Source organism: Paraburkholderia nemoris, from assembly GCF_905221015.1.
GTDB lineage: Bacteria > Pseudomonadota > Gammaproteobacteria > Burkholderiales > Burkholderiaceae > Paraburkholderia > Paraburkholderia nemoris.
The window spans coordinates 147,971-165,480 of sequence record NZ_CAJNBO010000002.1; the positions used below are offsets into that span (position 1 = coordinate 147,971).

Here is a 17,510-nt window from a genome sequence, read left to right on the forward strand (position 1 = left end):
GAGCCGGTTAAGCGGCTCGCGTGGGCACCTTCTTCAACGCCGTCTGCTCGATCACGCGCGCGAGCGTGTCGAATGCCGAACCGATCTTCTCGTTCGGTACGCAGGCGTATCCCAGCAAGAGTCCGCGGCGCGCGGGCGTCTCGTTGCTGTAGTAAGCGGCGAGGGGCCGCACGATCACACCGGCATCGTAAGCCGCAGCTGTCACCGCGCGATCGTTCGCATGATCGGGCAGCCCAAGCACCAGATGCAGGCCGGCCTCGTCGCCCATCACGGGTAGTTCGTTGCCGAAACGCGCGGTGATCGCGTCGATCAGAATCTGCCTGCGCTCACCGTAGAGCGCACGCATACGGCGAACATGCGACGTAAGATGGCCGTCCATGATGAAGTCGGTCATCACCGCCTGCTGCATCAACTGCCCCTCGCGATACAGCTCTGCTACGCCCGTGCGGAACGTATCCACCAGATGCTCCGGCGCGATCATGTAGCCGATTCGCAAACCCGGAAACAGCATCTTCCCCAGGCTGCCCACGTAGATCACCTGACCGGCGTCGTCTAGCCCTTGCAACGACGCGAGTGGACGGCTGCCGTAGCGGAACTCGCTGTCGTAGTCGTCCTCGATAATCCAGACGTTGTGCTGGCGTGCGTATTCGAGCAGCGTGCGGCGCCGCGCGAGACTCATCACCATGCCGAGCGGATATTGATGCGACGGCGTGACGAGTGCCAACCGCGGCGGCTGTTGCAGATCCTGCTCGCGCGGGTTGAGACCCTCGTCATCCACCGGCACCGGCACTAGCGTAATCCCTGACGATTGCAGCACGCTGCGCGCGCCCCAATAGCATGGCTCTTCCACCCACGCGCGATCGCCGACGTCGGTCAACAAGCGCACGGCCAGATCGATCGACTGATGAATGCCCGTTGTGATGATGATCTGGTCAGGCGTGCAATTCACCGAGCGCGCTACGCGCAGGTAATCGGACAGCGCGCGCCTTAGCGGCCGGTAGCCGCCGCCCGGCGCATAGGTCAGCAGATCGGGATTTGCGTCCTTCCACAATCTTGCTTGCAAGCGGCTCCATGTGCGCGCCGGAAACTCAGCGACGTCGGGCACGCCCGGCATGAACGCACCCCATTGTTTGGCGGACACGCCTGCTTGATCGATAAGCCTGCGTCCGCGCGTGGAGAGGTCACCTAGATCGCGTTTTGGCGGCTTTATAGCCTCGGCTGCCGGACTGCCTTGCGCGTCGACACTGGCCACCACCGGCTTCTTGCGCGCGTTCATTGCCGCAGTATCCGGCCGCGTGTCGGCGACATAGGTGCCGCTGCCAGTGGTCGAGATCACATAGCCTTCGGCGGTCAGCTGGTCGTAGACGTGCAGCACCGTGTTGCGCGCGATGCCGAGATCCTCGGCGAGCATGCGCGAACTGGGCAGCTTGGTGCCAGGCGGCAGCTGGCCGGTCAGGATGGCCTGCTGCATCAGCCGCAACGTCTGTCTGTAGACCGGCTCGGCGGCGGCGCGGTCGAGCCGCGCGGCAAGCCAATCCGACAAAATCACGGTGTCCAAGTGGTTCTATCCGGAATAATGAAATGGTTCCATATTGTAGAACCGTAAGGGACTATAGTGAGCCACGCAATTAATGCAATCCCGCTGTTTTGCAGGGGGAGCCAGCCGGACCGCAGAGGAGACTAGTGCGATGAAAACCGATGACGTGATCGTCAGCTTTCGAGGTGTGCGCAAGACATACGACGGCGAAACGCTGGTCGTCAAACAACTCGATCTGGATATCTATCAGGGCGAATTCCTGACGCTGCTCGGGCCGTCCGGATCAGGGAAAACCACATGTCTGATGATGCTGGCGGGCTTCGAATTCCCCACCGGCGGCGAGATCTGGCTCGACGGCACGCTGCTCAATACCGTGCCGCCGCATAAGCGCAACATCGGCATGGTGTTTCAGAACTACGCGCTGTTTCCGCATCTGACGGTCGAGCAGAACGTCGCGTATCCGCTCACGGTGCGCAAACTGTCGGCGGAAGAGCGTGCGCATCGCACGAATAACGCGCTGAAGATGGTGCGCATGGAAAGCTTCGCAAAGCGTTACCCGGCGCAGCTTTCCGGCGGTCAGCAGCAACGTATTGCGTTGGCGCGGGCGCTCGTGTTCGAGCCGAAGCTCGTGCTGATGGACGAACCGCTCGGCGCACTCGACAAGCAGTTGCGCGAACACATGCAGTACGAACTTAAATCATTGCACGAGAAGCTCGGCGTGACGTTCGTGTATGTCACGCACGATCAGGGCGAAGCGCTGACCATGTCCGATCGTGTTGCTGTGTTCGATAAGGGCATCGTGCAGCAACTCGATACCGTGGATCGTCTTTACGAATCGCCGTGCAACGAGTTCGTTGCGAACTTTATCGGCGACAGCAACAAGCTGCGCGGCACGATCGCGAATGTCGATGGCGAGTACTGCGAGTTTCATCTGATTGACGGCACGCGGCTCACGGGACGCAATATTGGCGGTGCGCGGGCGGGCACGCCGGCGGTCGCGTGTATCCGGCCTGAGCGTATGAAACTCGCCAACGGCGTGTCACGGCCTGGCGCCAATGCACTAAGCGGCGAAGCGCGCGGGCTGATTTATTTCGGCGATCACGTGCGGATGCGCTGTGGTTTGCCGGAGCAGGACGAGTGCTTCGTGAAGGTGCCGCTCGGCACCGATGCACTCGAAACCTTCGCACCTGGCGCGCCCGTCGCGCTCGAGTTTGCGCCCGAGCATCTGCGAGTGTTTGCAGGCGCGTGAGCGCGTGCAATGCACGGGTTGCAGGTCGTCGACGCAGGTAAAAGAAGCAGTTCACCTAAGCAGCACATAACAAGTCGCACTGTACGTAGCTTGAAGCACACCACCAAAGGAGAGCAACACACCATGAGCAAGATCGGGAAATCGCGCTGCGCCATCGCTGTCGGTGCTGTGGCGCTCGCGTTGGGCGCCGCGCAAGTCAATGCAGCTGAACTGACGGTCGTCAATTTCGGTGGCGCGAATGGCGACGCGCAAAAGGTCGCTTTCAACCAGCCGTTCGAAACGCAAACCAGCAATAAAGTGACCGCCGTTGAATACAACGGTGAGCAGGCCAAAGTGAAGGCAATGGTCGAAGCGAAGCACGTGAATTGGGACGTGGTGGAAGTTGAGTCGGGCGATATCGGCCGTGGTTGCGACGAAGGCCTGTACGAGAAGCTCGACTGGTCGAAGATCGGCAAGAAGTCGGACCTGATTCCGGAAGCACCGCAAACCTGCGGCGTTGGCTTCTTCGTGTGGTCGACGGCACTCGCGTACAACGCCGATAAGCTGAAAACCGCGCCGGCCGGCTGGGCCGACTTCTGGGACGTGAAGAAATTCCCGGGCAAGCGCGCGATGCGCAAGGGCGCGCGTTACAACCTCGAATTCGCGCTGATGGCCGACGGCGTACCGCCGAAGGACGTCTACAAGGTGCTCGCCACCAAGGAAGGCCAGGACCGCGCGTTCAAGAAGCTCGACGAACTGAAGCCGAACATCCAGTGGTGGGAAGCGGGCGCACAGCCGCCGCAATTCCTGGTCGCGGGTGACGTGGTGATGTCCACTGCGTACAACGGCCGTATCGATGCCGCGCAGAAGGAAGGCAAGAACCTCAAGGTGGTGTGGAACGGCAGCATTTACGACCTCGACTACTGGGCGATTCCGAAGGGCACGCCGAACAAGGCGCTGGCTGAGAAGTACATCGCGTATTCGATCTCGTCGAAGCCGCAGCAGGACTACGCGCACAACATCGCGTACGGTCCGGTGAACGTGGCGGCCATCAAGGCGCTCGATCCGAAGACGCTGTCCAATCTGCCGAATTCGCCGGCTAACGGCAAGAACGCCGTGCTGCAGAACCTCTCGTTCTGGACCGACCATGGCGATGAGCTGGAGCAACGTTTTTCGTCGTGGGCTTCGAAGTAACTAGCCGGGTGTGAGAAGGCGCGGCTTTTATGGTGAAGCCGCGCCGCATCGATGCAATGAAACAAACGCAAACGCATGTCTTCGCGATGTGCGCGAGCGGCCGGATGCATGGGATCGGGGTAAGTGTCAAAGCGCTAACTCCGGATCGAGGAGACGAGGTGTGACTACGATGACGATCGCCGCCGATTCGACGCCTGAGTCGAATGTTCGACTTAAGCGAGAACTGAAGGCCGCAGAAGCAAAGAAGCGCGCAATGGCGCTGTTGCTGATTGCACCGCTCGCCATTTTTCTGCTGCTGATTTTTGTCGTGCCGATCGGTGCGCTATTGACGCGGGCCGCCCAGAATCCGGAAGTGATGAACGCCCTGCCGCATACGCTCAATGCGTTGAGCGGTTGGGATCGCAAGGCGCTGCCGCCCGACGCCGCGTACTCCGCGCTGGCCGTCGACCTGACGGCGATTGCCGATAGCGACGGCATGGGCGCGCTGGCGCGACGGCTGAACGTGGAAATTCCAGGCTATCGCTCGCTGGTCGCAAAGTCGGCTCGCGCCATGCCGTTCGTCGACGACAACAACAAGCCGTTGACGCTCACGCCGGCCCAGATGCACGCAAAGTTCGCCGAACTCGACGAACGCTGGAACGACGTCGCGTACTGGCAGGCGATCGCGAAGAATTCCGGTGCTTACTCGCCGTTTTATCTGCTGGCTTCGTTGGACCACAAGCAGGACGGATTCGGTCACATCATCGAGACGGATCCGGAGCAACAGATTTATCTCCACGTATTCAGCCGCACCTTCGTGATCGGCGCGGTCGTGACATTCTTTGCGCTGCTGCTCGGTTACCCGCTCGCTTACTGGATTTCGACGCTCTCCGATCGCCGCGCGAATCTGGTGATGATCCTCGTGCTGATTCCGTTCTGGACTTCGATCCTCGTACGCGTGGCCGCATGGATCGTGATCCTGCAAAGCGAAGGGCTGGTGAACAAGGCGCTGATTGCGAGCGGCATTCTGCACGATCCGTTGTCGCTGCTGTTCAACCGCACGGGCGTGTACATCTCGATGACGCACATTCTGTTGCCGTTCATGATTCTGCCGCTGTATAGCGTGATGAAGTCGATCCCGCCGACTTATCAGCGTGCCGCGATCTCGCTTGGCAGTCATCCGTTCGCCGCGTTCTGGCGTGTTTATGTGCCGCAAACTTATCCAGGTATCGGTGCGGGTGCGTTGCTTGTGTTCATTCTGGCGATCGGCTACTACATCACGCCGGCATTGCTCGGCGGACCGAATGATCAGATGGTCAGCTACTACGTCGCGTACTTCACCAACGTGACGATCAACTGGGGTATGGCGTGCGCGCTCGGCGGTTTGCTGCTTGCCGCGACGCTCGTGCTGTATGTCATCTATGGACGCTTCACGCGTTCGTCCCTGAGCCTCGGCTGATTGGCTGAACGGAGCTTACTCGCGATGAAACTTGCCAAGCCCTTGTTTGCGCCGCATACGTCCTTGATCGAGCGCGTGTGGTATTTTGCGTTGCGCGCGCTTGCCGTGCTGACGCTGCTGTATCTGATCCTGCCGGTGCTGGCGATTGTGCCGTTGTCATTTTCGTCCAGCACGTTCCTGGTGTATCCGATTCCGGGGTGGTCGCTGCGCTGGTATGCGAACCTGGTCGGGTCCGATGAATGGCGCATGGCGGCGAAGAATAGCTTTATCGTGGCGCCGTCGGCGACTGTCGTGGCGACTGTGCTCGGCACGTTGGCTGCGATCGGCCTGACCAAAGCGAATTTTCGCGGCAAGGCATTGCTGATGGCGGTTCTGATTTCGCCGATGATCGTGCCGGTGGTGGTGGTCGGCGTCGGTATGTATCTGTTTTTTGCGCCGCTTGGATTGGCGAATACGTATATCGGGCTGATTCTCGCGCATGCGTCGCTCGGCGTGCCGTTTGTGGTGACGACGGTCGCGGCGACGCTGCAAGGCTTCAATTACAACCTGGTGCGCGCGAGTTTGTCGCTGGGTGCGAATCCGGTGAAGACGTTTTTTCGTATCACGTTGCCGGTGATCGCGCCGGGCGTGATTTCGGGCGCGCTGTTCGCGTTTGCTACGTCGTTCGATGAAGTAGTCGTGACGCTGTTCCTGGCTGGGGCGGATCAGACGACCTTGCCGCGTCAGATGTTCACCGGTATTCGAGAGAACATCAGCCCGACTATCGCGGCGTTGGCTACGATTTTGATTGTGTTCTCGACGTGTCTGTTGCTTGCGTTGGAATGGCTGCGGGGAAGGAATGCGGCGCGGGCGGTGGCGGCTTGAATGCCACGCCCGATGACAGCGGTTATGCCACACGAATGCAAAAGCGTGGATTTTCCGACATGATTCTAAGAATGTTCCCATTCCGTCCCGCGCTGCGTCTCTTCATACTCGGAGCCTTCTTAAAGAAGATGCGCTCGACGCAGAAAAGCAATGAAATTTCAGCTAACGCTGCTAGCTTTTGCACTGGCCTTGTCAGGCTGCGCGGATCACGCCGCGCGTGAACGTCTCGGAATTGAAGATGCCACGGTGCTGAAAACGGGAGTCGGCACATCGCAGGACGAGGCAGCAGGCGCGGCAAACGCGCAATGGGTCGGCGCCTACGCGCCAATCGTCAGCAGTCGCACCGCGCTGGCATCGTTGCAACAACGAATCGATCAATTGCCCGGCGACAAGAGCGGTTACTTCCACGCGAAGGCACAGTGCTGGATCGATGCCGGTCAGCAGACGCAGCAGGCTAACGATCACTGGGGCTTCGTTGAGGAAGCGATCGGCCAGGCCGCGGTGATCACAATGAGCCTCGAAAACGGCACGCCGTTGTCCGCTGCTAACCCGGTCTTACGCACGGTGTCCACGGTGCGTCCTGATCTGTGGAAAATCGTCAATACCATCAAAAGCGATCCTGCCTTCGCCCAGTGTCCCCAGGCACAACAACCTCTTGCATGTGCTGAAGTCGAACTGCTGCAAGCAGGCCATGACGCGTGGGCGCGTAGATTCTCCGCTGCTGAAAAGCGCTTACCCGAGGTTCAGGATAATTTGCGGAAGTCGGCGGAAACGGCGTTGCAATGCTCGCAGGCGAAAGCGATGCCTGCATCGGCACCCGCAGTACAGGTGCCTCAAAAGATTACGCTGCGGGCCGACTCCCTGTTCCGTTTCGACGGCAGCAGCGAGGCTGCGATCCTGCCGGCTGGCAAGCGACAACTCGACGGGGTGGTCACGGGCCTGAAGCGGGCCCCAACGGTACGCGAGCTAAAGATCACCGGGTTTGCCGACCGACTCGGCAGCGATACCCACAACCAGAGTCTATCGTTACGGCGTGCGCAGACAGTCAGGCAGTATCTGCGCAACCACGGCGTGACGTTGCCTATGACCGCGCAAGGCCAAGGCAGTGCGAATCAGTTAGTCACCTGCCAGCAAACAAAGCGCGATGAACTGGTGCGGTGTCTTGAGCCAAACCGGCGCGTCGAAATCGAATTTTTGATCGCAGCATCGTAGCGTTCACGTACATCAGGAATGACCGTCGGTGTCTATGGATGCCGACGTCTCGCAGCAGTTGGTCGATATTTCGACTCGCTCTGTTGTATCCCGGCTCCGCTATGAGCCCCTGTAATCTCCATTCCCTGCAGTTTCTTGTCGCGAGGCAGAACTTCGTCTGTGTACACGTCAGGCAGGAATACTCACCGGCGACCTGCCTTCTCGTTCTCAGGGCGCATAGCGTTTCGCTTCGATCGATGTAGATCTCGAGCTTACGCGCGGTAAGAGTTGACGTGGCAAGGAATGTTTTAATAAGGAATGCAACATATGTCTACTATTCTAGTTATCGATGATCACCCGGCATTTCGGCTGATCATCAAGATGCAGCTTATGCAACTGCTTGGCGTCGAGGAGGTGATCGAAGCCGATAACGGGCAAACGGCCGTCGAATTGGCCCGTCAGCACACACCGGTACTTGCGATACTTGATCTCGATATTCCGCGTATCAGTGGACTTGATGTAATCCCTCGGCTCAAGCTTGCACATCCGTCAATGCGCATGCTGGTGTTGTCAGGTCAGGATCCCGTTATATTTGCGCCACGGGCAATGCGCTGCGGCGTGCAGGGTTTCGTTGCCAAGTCGCAGGAAATGAAGGAGATCATGCGAGGCGTAGAGGCGGTGTTGGCCGGGTATACCGTGTTCCCCGTAGTCTCCGGCGGCCGCGGGTTTTCGTCCAATACCGGTGACGCGAAAGAGGAAGACAGACTCACCCTGTTATCGGACAAGGAACTCGTGATTCTGCAGATGCTTTCGAAGGGTATGTCGAACAAGACGATTGGAGACACGCTGTTTATGAGCGACAAGACCGTGAGCACGTACAAGAGCCGCATTCAGGAAAAGCTTGGGCTGTCGTCGTTGGCCGCGTTAATCGAGTTCGCGACATTGCACAGACTGATCGACTGAGTTTTGCGGGCTATGAATAAAATGGGCCGGCTTGGTTCTTCAGCGGACACGCGTAGTCGTGCGTCGCGTATCTCGCAGAATGCGGGACTTACTTCGGTTCGCTTCGCGACAGTGTTGGGCGGCCTTTGCGCGTTCGCGCTGCTGTGTATGTTCTCGCTACGGGCCAACGCGACACTGCTAGCCGGCGACGCACCACGGGTACTACACGCCAGCAATTCGCGTCCGGCTGTCGTGTTGGCCGCGCGAGATGCAGTGGCACAACTCGGGCAACCGGCTCACAGCACTCATTCGCGCAGCGAGGCTGCCGCCAGCGCGCCTTTTGCGCTTGCTTCGAGCGATAGTCGCTATGTCGCAGGCCAACCTGCGACGGGCGTACATGATACCGAGATCGATCGGCAAACGTGGCTATTGGCGCTCGCGGCCCCCGCGGTCGTTGCGTTTGCCGGTGCGTGCTGGTCTCGCGCGGCGCTGAGGCGCGCTGCTGAGAAATGGCATCGCGCTGAAGATGAATGGGCGCGCCGGTGCGATGCGGCCGAAGCGCGGGAGCAGGTCACACGTGTCGAGGCGTCCGTCCAGGCAAGTGCCGCCGCAAAGCAGGAGCGGCTCTGGCTGCTCGGCGCGATGCGCCTCTATGCAGAAGCTCCTTTGACCGCCGTAACGGGTCTGCTTGAATCGCTCGGAACCGCAGCCGCGCCTTCCGCTCAACGCGCGCAAGCGTTAGTGATCCGATCCGCGATGCGCACGTGGGCCCAAACACTTCACGATCTGCTGGATATTTCGCCGCTGGAGTCCCGCGCCATTGTTCTAGACGAAAGCGTGACGAATCCGCGAGAAGTCATCGACGGTGTCATCGCGCTGTTGGCCCCGGCCGCCGCGCAGCGAGGCTTGCATCCGAGCGTCAGCGTTGACCAAACGGTGGCGACGCTGATACTCGCCGATAGCGCGCGGCTCGGTCAGATTTTCTTCCACCTGCTAAACCGTACGATCCAACTCAATACGCTGGGAGAGATTGCCGTCGTTGTGCAGGCGGACCTGTTGAATGCGGGCTCGCAGCGTATTTCTATCAAATTGATGGACACCGGAAGCGATGCTGTTCACGTTGCACAACAGCCACTTTTCGAGCCGAGCGGTGATCTAGCGTTCGCCGGAGAATGGCGCGCCAACCTCGATGCTTGCTTGTCGCTTTGCCAAATACTCGCGCAGCGTATGCAAGGCGAACTTTTAGTCGCGAGCGACTCAAAGTCTTCCACTCGTGTGAGCTTCAGTGCGCCGTTCAGCGTCGAGCAATGGGGGCCTTCCGCGGAATTGACGAGCAACTCTCAGGCACCCCTGTTTGCCATTGCTGCCCAGTCGCGGGACGTTGCCACGAGCACCTCATCTGAACCCTTCGAACGTCGCTATCTCGACGCGTTGTCGGAGGAGGGCATCAATCTCCACACATTTCTGAGTGCCTGGCGTCGCTCGATGACGGACGATCTGGAGCGCCTGAGCGGCTTGCATCGCCAGCATGACGTCGATGAGCTACGCACCTTGCTGCACAGATTGAGTGGGGCCGTGGGCCTCGTCGGTGCAGGCAGTCTGACGGAAGCGCTACGGCGCGCTAGTACGGCACCGGAGCACGAGACCGGAGCAATCGACTTGCTCGTCGAGCGCGGCAGGACCTTGGTCACGCAACTCGACGCAGCAATCGACCCACACCGGAGCACCATACGATGAACCGACCTCTGGCCTTGATCGAAGGCGCTCTGGCGATTCCGAAGCCGCGCCCGTTCGATGGTTTGCCGCCGCCTTTCGGCTCGCGACGACGTACCGCGCGAGCCGCGGCACAAGACGCAACGCAACGCGCCCCCCAACCCATCGCTCAAACCGAAGCACAACAGGCGATGCAGGACGCAGTGCAACGCCGGCCGCAACAGGCACGACCCGGTCCGTTTCCTCCGGGCGCGAAGCTTTTGTTCTATAAAGTGCCGCAGCAACGGGTGGATTCCCACCGTTTTGACGTGGCGATGGCTGAAGCAAAGCGCTACCTTGAGGCAGGCAGGGCGCGTCCGCGCTCGTCCCGTTCGGATCACATACTCGGTGGGGCGATCTTCGTGGGTTGCGGCATTGCGTTGGCCTGGTTGTTGGCGACATGCGCGATGCGAGACGCCAACAAGGCGAGCGAACTGGCCTCGAGACCGCCGGTTTTGCCGGCGGTCAGCGGTCCGCCCGTTGTCGATTCGCAAGAACCGATTAAGCTGGCTCAGTTGGCAGTTGAAGAGACGCAGACGATTTCGGGGAGTGTGCCTTCGGTAGCCAGCGCGGTGTCAAAGGCAGTGGCGCCAAGTCCCGTTGCAGCGCTGCCGTCCGCAAGCTCAGCAACGCGCTATGCGGCGGCAGATGTCGTGCCAGCACCTTCCATCGCAAGCTATGCTGGGTCAACGGGGGCGCCGGCCAGCGCCGCGATGCGCGACGACACTGCTCCGGCGACGACACCTCGAAGCAAGCGCGCGCAGTTGTCGCAGCACACTGTGCAGCAGCCAACCGCGCGAGCATCCACTCGCGAAGCCACGATGACCCGCCTAGCAAAGACGGAACGCAAAGTCGCGGTCGCACGTATGACCGAAGGGCATGCCAACGAGCGGCTCGCGCTGAGCCGTGCCGTTCGACCAGCTGCGGGGCCTGCCGTGTCGAAACAGCCAGAATGGACCACGCGTCTGTCGGCCGAAAACGACACAGTCGACCAGGCAGCGTTGCTCAACTGGGCCAAGCAGTCACGCGCGCATGTCACCACGCGCGCCACCGTACCGGTCTCGGGCGGCGTCGACTGGAACGCCCACATGACCCAGCGCCGCATCACCGACGATCCCGCCGCCTTCCACACCGACCGCAGCGACAAATAAAAAAAGCCCGGCCAAAGCCGGGCTCTCAAATCGGCTGCGTCCTTCCACAAGGACGCAGCACCTGCAAAACAGCTTGCAGTTACTGCATGCGTTACCTAATACCTTAACCTCAAGCAGCCAGCAGCGAACGCAACACGAACGGCAGAATCCCGCCGTGCTTGTAGTAGTCCACTTCGATCGGCGTATCGATACGCAGCAGAACCTGCACGCGCTTCTCCTTGCCGTCCTTCCCGCGAATTACCAGCGTCACTTCCTGTTGCGGCTTGAAGTCAGCGCCCAGGCCTTCGATGTCGTACGTCTCTTCGCCGGTAATACCCAGCGACTGAACGCTATCCGACCCCTTGAACTGCAGCGGCAGAACGCCCATGCCCACCAAATTCGAACGGTGAATCCGCTCGAAGCTGCGAGCAACCACAGCCTTCACGCCCAACAGTTGCGTACCCTTCGCAGCCCAGTCACGCGACGAGCCCGTGCCGTACTCTTCACCCGCAAACACAACCGTCGGCGTGCCCGCGTCGATGTACTTCATCGCTGCGTCATAGATCGACTCTTGTTCGCCGCTCGGCTGGTGAATCGTCAGGCCGCCTTCAACACGCGTACCGTCTGCCTTCGCCGGGATCATCAGGTTCTTGATCCGGACGTTCGCGAACGTGCCGCGCATCATCACGTCGTGGTTGCCGCGGCGCGAGCCGTAGCTGTTGAAGTCGGCCTTCTGCACGCCGTTTGCCTTCAGCCACTTGCCTGCCGGCGAGTCTTCCTTGATCGAGCCTGCCGGGCTGATGTGGTCGGTCGTGACCGAGTCACCGAAGATGCCCAGTGCGCGTGCGCCCTTGACCGGAGCGATGCTGTCGGCCGGCGTCATCGAGAAGTCCTTGCCGAAGAACGGCGGCTCAGCGATGTAGGTCGACTTCGGCCAGTCGTAGACTTGACCTTCTTCGCCTTCGATCTTGCTCCACAGGTCGCCCTTCTTGGTCAGCGACGCGTAGTTCTTGCGGAACGCATCTGCGTCCAGCGCGAACTTGAGCAGTTCATTGACTTCTTCGCTGGTCGGCCAAATGTCGCCCAGGTAGATGTCCTTGCCGCCCTTGCCCTTGCCGACCGGTTCGGTCATCAGGTCGCGCGTGATGTTGCCGGCGATCGCGTAAGCCACAACCAGCGGCGGCGAGGCCAGGAAGTTCGCGCGGATGTTCGGATGGATACGCGCTTCGAAGTTACGGTTGCCCGACAGAACCGCTGCCGCGACGATGTCGTTCTTCGTGATCGCTTCGTTCAGTTCCGGCGTCAGGTCGCCTGCGTTGCCGATACAGGTCGTGCAACCGTAAGCGGCCAGCGTGAAACCGAGCTTGTCGAGGTACTTCATCAAGTCGGTCTTCGTCAGGTATTCCGTGACGATGCGCGATCCCGGCGCCAGCGACGTCTTGATGTGCGGAGCGACCGTCAGGCCGGCTTCCACAGCCTTCTTGGCCAGCAGACCAGCAGCCAGCAGCACGCTCGGGTTCGACGTGTTCGTGCACGACGTGATCGCGGCGATCAGGATGTCGCCGTTCTTCACGTCGACGCCGTTGCTCGTCGTGTATTGCGCGTCCAGATCTTCCGACTTCTTCGCAAAGCCGTTTTCTGCGACAGGCTTCGAGAACAGGTCGCTGAAGGTCGACTTCACGTGACCGATTTCGATACGGTCTTGCGGGCGCTTCGGACCTGCCAGCGACGGCGTCACCGTGCCGAGATCCAGCGTGACGACCTTGGTGTAGTCGATCTGGCCAGCCTTCGGAATACCGAACAGACCCTGCGCCTTGAAGTAGTTTTCGAAGGCGGAGATTTCTGCGTCGGTGCGGCCCGTGCCCTTGAAGTAGTCGATGGTTTTTTCGTCGACCGGGAAGAAGCCCATGGTTGCGCCGTATTCCGGCGCCATGTTGCCGATCGTCGCACGGTCCGGCAGCGACAGCGACTTCGTGCCTTCGCCGAAGAACTCGACGAACTTGCCGACAACCTTTTCCTTACGCAGCAGTTCGGTGACGGTCAGGACCAGGTCGGTCGCCGTCAGGCCTTCGCGCAGCTTGCCCTTCAGTTCGACGCCAACCACGTCCGGCGTCAGGAAGTACACCGGCTGGCCGAGCATGCCGGCTTCAGCTTCGATACCGCCCACGCCCCAGCCCACCACGCCGATACCGTTGATCATGGTGGTGTGGCTGTCGGTGCCGACCAGCGAATCCGGGTAGTACACGGTGTCCGCGCCCTCGGCCTTCTTGTGCACGCCGCGTGCGAGGTATTCCAGGTTCACCTGGTGAACGATACCGACGCCCGGCGGCACGACCTTGAACGTGTCGAATGCCTGCATGCCCCACTTCATGAACTGGTAGCGCTCGTTGTTGCGCTGGAATTCCAGTTTCATGTTCAGATCGAGCGCGTTCTTTTCGCGGAAGTGATCGATCTGCACCGAGTGGTCGACCACCAGATCAACCGGGACCAGCGGTTCGATCGACTTCGGATCCTTGCCCATGTGTTTCGCGACACCGCGCATTGCAGCGATGTCAGCGAGCAGCGGAACGCCGGTAAAGTCCTGCAGCACGACGCGCGACACCACGAACGGGATTTCGTCGACGCGCGCAGCGGTCGGCTTCCAGTTCGCGAGCTGCTCGATGTGTTCTTCGGCGATCTTCTTGCCGTCGTAGTTACGCAGCACCGATTCCAGCACGATACGGATCGAAACCGGCAGGCGGTCGATCTTGATGTTCAGTGCCTTGCCGAGTTGCGGCAGGGAGTAGAACTTGCCTTTGCCGGAACCGCTGTCGAATTCCTTGAGCGTTTTGTGGAGGTTGTGGGCCATGGTGTTTTCCTTGGTTTGATCGCGGAACTACTGTACTTAACTAGATGACGTACAAATCGACGTATTCATTGACCGGCATGGCTTCGAGCCTTGCCTGATCGAGCGACACGTCGAGAATCGCCAGTTGTTGCTTGACCGGAAAGCGGCGCGCGAGATTGGTCTTGAACTTCTCGACCAGCAACGGAATCCCGTCTTCGCGACGACGCTTATGACCGATCGGGTATTCGACTACAACTTCGTCGAACGTCGATCCATCGTTGAATTCGACCGTCAGTGCATTGGCGATCGAACGCTTCTCCGGATCGTGGTAATCCTTCGTGAACTGCGCGTCTTCGACACATTCCATCCTGGCGCGCAGCACATCGATACGCGCGTCCTGCGCGATCGAATCTTCATAATCCGCGGCCGTCAGGCGGCCATGGATCAACGGCACGGCGATCATGTATTGAATGCAATGATCGCGGTCGGCCGGATTGTTCAGGGGGCCCTTCTTGTCGATGATACGGATCGCGGCTTCGTGTGTGCGGATCGTGATCTTCTTGATGTCTTCCACTCGCTTGCCTGCTGCATTGAGTTGCGCATGCAGTGTCATCGCTGCTTCCACCGCCGTCTGCGCGTGGAATTCAGCCGGGAAAGAGATCTTGAACAACACGTTTTCCATCACGTACGAGCCGTACGGGCGCTGGAACTTGAACGCGTTGCCTTTGAACAGCACGTCGTAGAAGCCCCAGGTCTTCGCGGTCAGCACCGACGGATAGCCCATCTCGCCGGTCTTCGCGATCAGCGCGAGACGTACGGCGCGCGACGTCGCATCGCCCGCGGCCCACGATTTGCGCGAACCCGTGTTCGGCGCGTGACGGTAGGTGCGCAGCGCATGTCCATCGACAAACGCCTGCGATACCGCGTTGATCAACTCGTCGCGCGTCAAGCCGATCAGTTGGCCGACCACAGCGGTGGAAGCCAGCTTCACCAGCAATACATGATCGAGCCCGACCTTGTTGAACGAGTTTTCGAGCGCGATACAGCCTTGAATTTCGTGCGCCTTGATCATGCCGATCAACACGTCTTTCATCGTCAGCGGCTGTTTGCCTGCTGCGATGGCACTGCGCGAGAGCCAGTCGGCCGTCGCCAGAATCCCGCCGAGGTTATCCGACGGATGGCCCCATTCGGCGGCCAGCCAAGTGTCGTTGAAGTCCAGCCAGCGGATCATTGCGCCGATGTTGAAGGCGGCCTGAACCGGGTCCAGCTGGAACGACGTGCCCGGCACCTTCGCGCCGTTGGGGACGATCGTGCCCGGCACGATCGGTCCCATCAGCTTGGTGCAGGCCGGGTAGGTGAGCGCCTCGAGTCCGCAGCCGAGCGTATCGATCAGGCAGTTACGCGCGGTATCCAGCGCGAGCGTGCTGTCGATCGGGAATTCCAGTACGTAATCGACGATATCGACCAGGACTGGGTCCGGGTCGGGTCGCACGTTGGAAATCGGAGCGGACATCGGGGAGCTTTCCTGATGTAACGGATTAGTTGGTCTTGTTGATCGCGTTCGATTGCGTCGGGGCCGGTGCGCCTTGCACCATGGCTGCCGTCTTGCACTCGTCGGCCAGACGCGAGCTGTCCTTATCCGAGAACAACATCGCCTTCGTCGGGATCACGACCAGGTCCATACCCGTTGCTGCGTCGTGGAAGCGGTCTGCGCCCGTGGTGGTCGCTTCGCGCGGGAGATTGTAGTTTTTGTTCGCCCAGTGAACCGTGACGATCTGGTCGCGCTTCATGTCGCCCTTCAGGTCGAATGCCAGGCCTTCGTTGCACGACCACTTTTCCGAACCTTCCGGTACCGGATCAACCTTCGCTTCCTTGGCCGGATTGGCCTTGCGCTTGATCAGGCGCTTCGGTTGCGGCTTCTTCGGCACAGCCTTGGCAGCCGGCGTGGTGGTGGTTTGTGCAGCGGCGTCCGTCGCAACGGTCAGCATCGTCGTGGACAAAGCGCCGATTACGGCGGCGATCAACAGCTTATTCATGGAGGAGAACCTTTCTATCTAGTTTCAGTTGAACAGTACGCGGGCTACCGGTCCTGGCAACCGCGAGGGTTGAACTGCACGCGCTTCGAAAGCGCACAGCGACCGCTATTTTCTCCTATTTAGCGCCACGAACTTCAAATTCTCTGGACCGGTGTAATTCGCACTCGGACGGATGATCTTGTTGTCGATCCGTTGCTCGATGATGTGCGCGCTCCAGCCTGCCGTACGGGCGATCACGAACAGCGGCGTGAACATCGCCGTCGGCACGCCCATCATGTGATACGAAACCGCGCTGAACCAGTCGAGATTTGGAAACATCTTTTTCACATCTGCCATCACTGTTTCAAGTCGCTCGGCGATGTTGAACAGTTTCAGGTTGCCCGCTTCCTTCGACAGCTTCTTCGCGACTTCCTTGATGACCTTGTTGCGCGGATCGGAAATCGTGTACACCGGGTGACCGAAACCGATCACCACTTCCTTGTTTTCGACGCGACGGCGGATGTCGGCTTCAGCCTCATCCGGCGTCTGATAGCGCGACTGGATCTCGAACGCGACTTCGTTGGCGCCACCGTGCTTTGGGCCGCGCAGCGCCCCGATTGCACCGGTAATCGCCGAGTAGATGTCCGAGCCCGTGCCCGCAATCACGCGGCCGGTAAACGTCGACGCGTTGAATTCATGCTCGGCATACAGGTTCAGCGATACATGCATCGCGTCGACCCATGCCTTCGACGGCTCCACACCGTGCAGCAGGTGCAGGAAGTGGCCGCCAATCGAATCATCATCGGTTTCAACTTCGATGCGCTTGCCGTTGTGCGAGTAGTGGTACCAGTACAGCAGCATCGAACCGAGCGAGGCCATCAGCTTGTCAGCGATGTCGCGTGCGCCCGGCAGGTTGTGGTCGTCTTTCTCCGGCAACACGGTGCCGAGCACCGACACGCCGGTGCGCATCACATCCATCGGGTGCGCGGCGGCCGGAATCCACTCCAGCGCGGCTTTCACGTTCGCGGGCAAACCGCGCAACGCCTTGAGCTTGGTCTTGTAGGCGGTCAGTTCGGCTTGCGTCGGCAGCTTTTCGTGGACCAGCAGATAAGCGATCTCTTCGAATTCGCATGCACCGGCGATGTCGAGAATGTCGTAGCCGCGGTAATGCAGGTCGTTGCCGGTCTTGCCGACCGTGCACAGCGCGGTGTTGCCAGCCGTCACACCGGACAGCGCGACGGATTTCTTCGGTTTGAAGGCGCTTTTAGATTCGTTCTCGCCTTGTGCACCGGCGGTTTGCGTCGTCTCGCTCATCTCCCGCAATCTCCTTTGTGCCTGCTCATTGTTTCCGGTTGAACCACGGATTCGACGTCTGTTTCCTGCTGCGCGAGA

General features: G+C 60.1%; 13 protein-coding genes. 8 read left to right on the forward strand and 5 right to left on the reverse strand.

Going from position 1 to position 17,510, the window contains the following annotated elements; all coding sequences use genetic code 11:
• Positions 1-7: 7 nt before the first annotated feature.
• Positions 8-1,558, reverse strand: a complete 1,551-nt coding sequence (gene pdxR, locus KHO33_RS03360; RefSeq protein ID WP_200561301.1) for a MocR-like pyridoxine biosynthesis transcription factor PdxR — start codon at positions 1,556-1,558, stop codon at positions 8-10.
• A gap of 130 nt (positions 1,559-1,688) precedes the next feature.
• Between pdxR and KHO33_RS03365 the strand changes: the two genes are divergently transcribed.
• The 8 genes from KHO33_RS03365 to KHO33_RS03400 all read left to right on the forward strand — a co-directional run bounded on the left by KHO33_RS03365 (position 1,689) and on the right by KHO33_RS03400 (position 11,297).
• Positions 1,689-2,786 (forward strand): ABC transporter ATP-binding protein, encoded by a 1,098-nt coding sequence (locus KHO33_RS03365; protein WP_175049712.1) that lies wholly within the window; start codon positions 1,689-1,691, stop codon positions 2,784-2,786.
• A 123-nt stretch (positions 2,787-2,909) separates the two neighbouring features.
• Positions 2,910-3,959: an ABC transporter substrate-binding protein gene (locus KHO33_RS03370; protein ID WP_054034777.1), complete on the forward strand. Its 1,050-nt coding sequence runs from the start codon at positions 2,910-2,912 to the stop codon at positions 3,957-3,959.
• Positions 3,960-4,128: 169 nt separating this feature from the next.
• Positions 4,129-5,397, forward strand: a complete 1,269-nt coding sequence (locus KHO33_RS03375; RefSeq protein WP_200561653.1) for an ABC transporter permease — start codon at positions 4,129-4,131, stop codon at positions 5,395-5,397.
• 24 nt (positions 5,398-5,421) lie between these two features.
• Entirely contained in the window at positions 5,422-6,261 is an 840-nt protein-coding gene (locus KHO33_RS03380) for an ABC transporter permease (protein WP_200561303.1), read from the forward strand.
• A gap of 150 nt (positions 6,262-6,411) precedes the next feature.
• The gene (locus KHO33_RS03385; protein WP_200561305.1) at positions 6,412-7,473 is read left to right on the forward strand and encodes an OmpA family protein; all 1,062 of its coding nucleotides are present in this window, start codon (positions 6,412-6,414) and stop codon (positions 7,471-7,473) included.
• Positions 7,474-7,779: 306 nt separating this feature from the next.
• On the forward strand, positions 7,780-8,415 hold the full coding sequence (locus tag KHO33_RS03390) for a response regulator transcription factor (RefSeq protein WP_054034780.1): 636 nt from the start codon (positions 7,780-7,782) through the stop codon (positions 8,413-8,415).
• A gap of 645 nt (positions 8,416-9,060) precedes the next feature.
• Positions 9,061-10,131, forward strand: a complete 1,071-nt coding sequence (locus KHO33_RS03395) for an Hpt domain-containing protein (protein ID WP_236074653.1) — start codon at positions 9,061-9,063, stop codon at positions 10,129-10,131.
• Positions 10,128-11,297, forward strand: coding sequence for a hypothetical protein (locus KHO33_RS03400; protein ID WP_200561307.1), 1,170 nt, complete (start codon positions 10,128-10,130; stop codon positions 11,295-11,297). Before KHO33_RS03395 ends, KHO33_RS03400 begins: the two co-directional genes overlap by 4 nt.
• Before the next feature lie 109 nt (positions 11,298-11,406).
• On the opposite strand, the gene acnA is transcribed toward KHO33_RS03400, so the two are convergent.
• The 4 genes from acnA to prpC form a co-directional block, all read right to left on the reverse strand.
• Positions 11,407-14,124 carry an aconitate hydratase AcnA gene (gene acnA, locus KHO33_RS03405; protein ID WP_054034783.1) on the reverse strand — a complete coding sequence of 906 codons (2,718 nt, stop codon included), beginning with the start codon at positions 14,122-14,124 and terminating at the stop codon, positions 11,407-11,409.
• 40 nt (positions 14,125-14,164) lie between these two features.
• Positions 14,165-15,616 carry a bifunctional 2-methylcitrate dehydratase/aconitate hydratase gene (locus KHO33_RS03410; RefSeq protein WP_200561309.1) on the reverse strand — a complete coding sequence of 484 codons (1,452 nt, stop codon included), beginning with the start codon at positions 15,614-15,616 and terminating at the stop codon, positions 14,165-14,167.
• Between the two features lie 25 nt (positions 15,617-15,641).
• Entirely contained in the window at positions 15,642-16,139 is a 498-nt protein-coding gene (locus KHO33_RS03415; protein WP_054034785.1) for a hypothetical protein, read from the reverse strand.
• 105 nt (positions 16,140-16,244) lie between these two features.
• Positions 16,245-17,432, reverse strand: a complete 1,188-nt coding sequence (gene prpC / locus KHO33_RS03420) for a bifunctional 2-methylcitrate synthase/citrate synthase (RefSeq protein ID WP_200561311.1) — start codon at positions 17,430-17,432, stop codon at positions 16,245-16,247.
• Positions 17,433-17,510: the final 78 nt, after the last annotated feature.

What these genes read in the sequence shown, in the direction of transcription:
- KHO33_RS03365 (WP_175049712.1), top strand. Translation starts at nt 1,689, where the DNA reads ATGAAAACCGATGACGTGATCGTCAGCTTTCGAGGTGTGCGCAAGACA.
- KHO33_RS03370 (WP_054034777.1), top strand. Translation starts at nt 2,910, where the DNA reads ATGAGCAAGATCGGGAAATCGCGCTGCGCCATCGCTGTCGGTGCTGTG.
- KHO33_RS03375 (WP_200561653.1), top strand. Translation starts at nt 4,129, where the DNA reads ATGACGATCGCCGCCGATTCGACGCCTGAGTCGAATGTTCGACTTAAG.
- KHO33_RS03380 (WP_200561303.1), top strand. Translation starts at nt 5,422, where the DNA reads ATGAAACTTGCCAAGCCCTTGTTTGCGCCGCATACGTCCTTGATCGAG.
- KHO33_RS03385 (WP_200561305.1), top strand. Translation starts at nt 6,412, where the DNA reads ATGAAATTTCAGCTAACGCTGCTAGCTTTTGCACTGGCCTTGTCAGGC.
- KHO33_RS03390 (WP_054034780.1), top strand. Translation starts at nt 7,780, where the DNA reads ATGTCTACTATTCTAGTTATCGATGATCACCCGGCATTTCGGCTGATC.
- KHO33_RS03400 (WP_200561307.1), top strand. Translation starts at nt 10,128, where the DNA reads ATGAACCGACCTCTGGCCTTGATCGAAGGCGCTCTGGCGATTCCGAAG.
- acnA (WP_054034783.1), bottom strand. Translation starts at nt 14,124, where the DNA reads ATGGCCCACAACCTCCACAAAACGCTCAAGGAATTCGACAGCGGTTCC.
- KHO33_RS03410 (WP_200561309.1), bottom strand. Translation starts at nt 15,616, where the DNA reads ATGTCCGCTCCGATTTCCAACGTGCGACCCGACCCGGACCCAGTCCTG.
- KHO33_RS03415 (WP_054034785.1), bottom strand. Translation starts at nt 16,139, where the DNA reads ATGAATAAGCTGTTGATCGCCGCCGTAATCGGCGCTTTGTCCACGACG.
- prpC (WP_200561311.1), bottom strand. Translation starts at nt 17,432, where the DNA reads ATGAGCGAGACGACGCAAACCGCCGGTGCACAAGGCGAGAACGAATCT.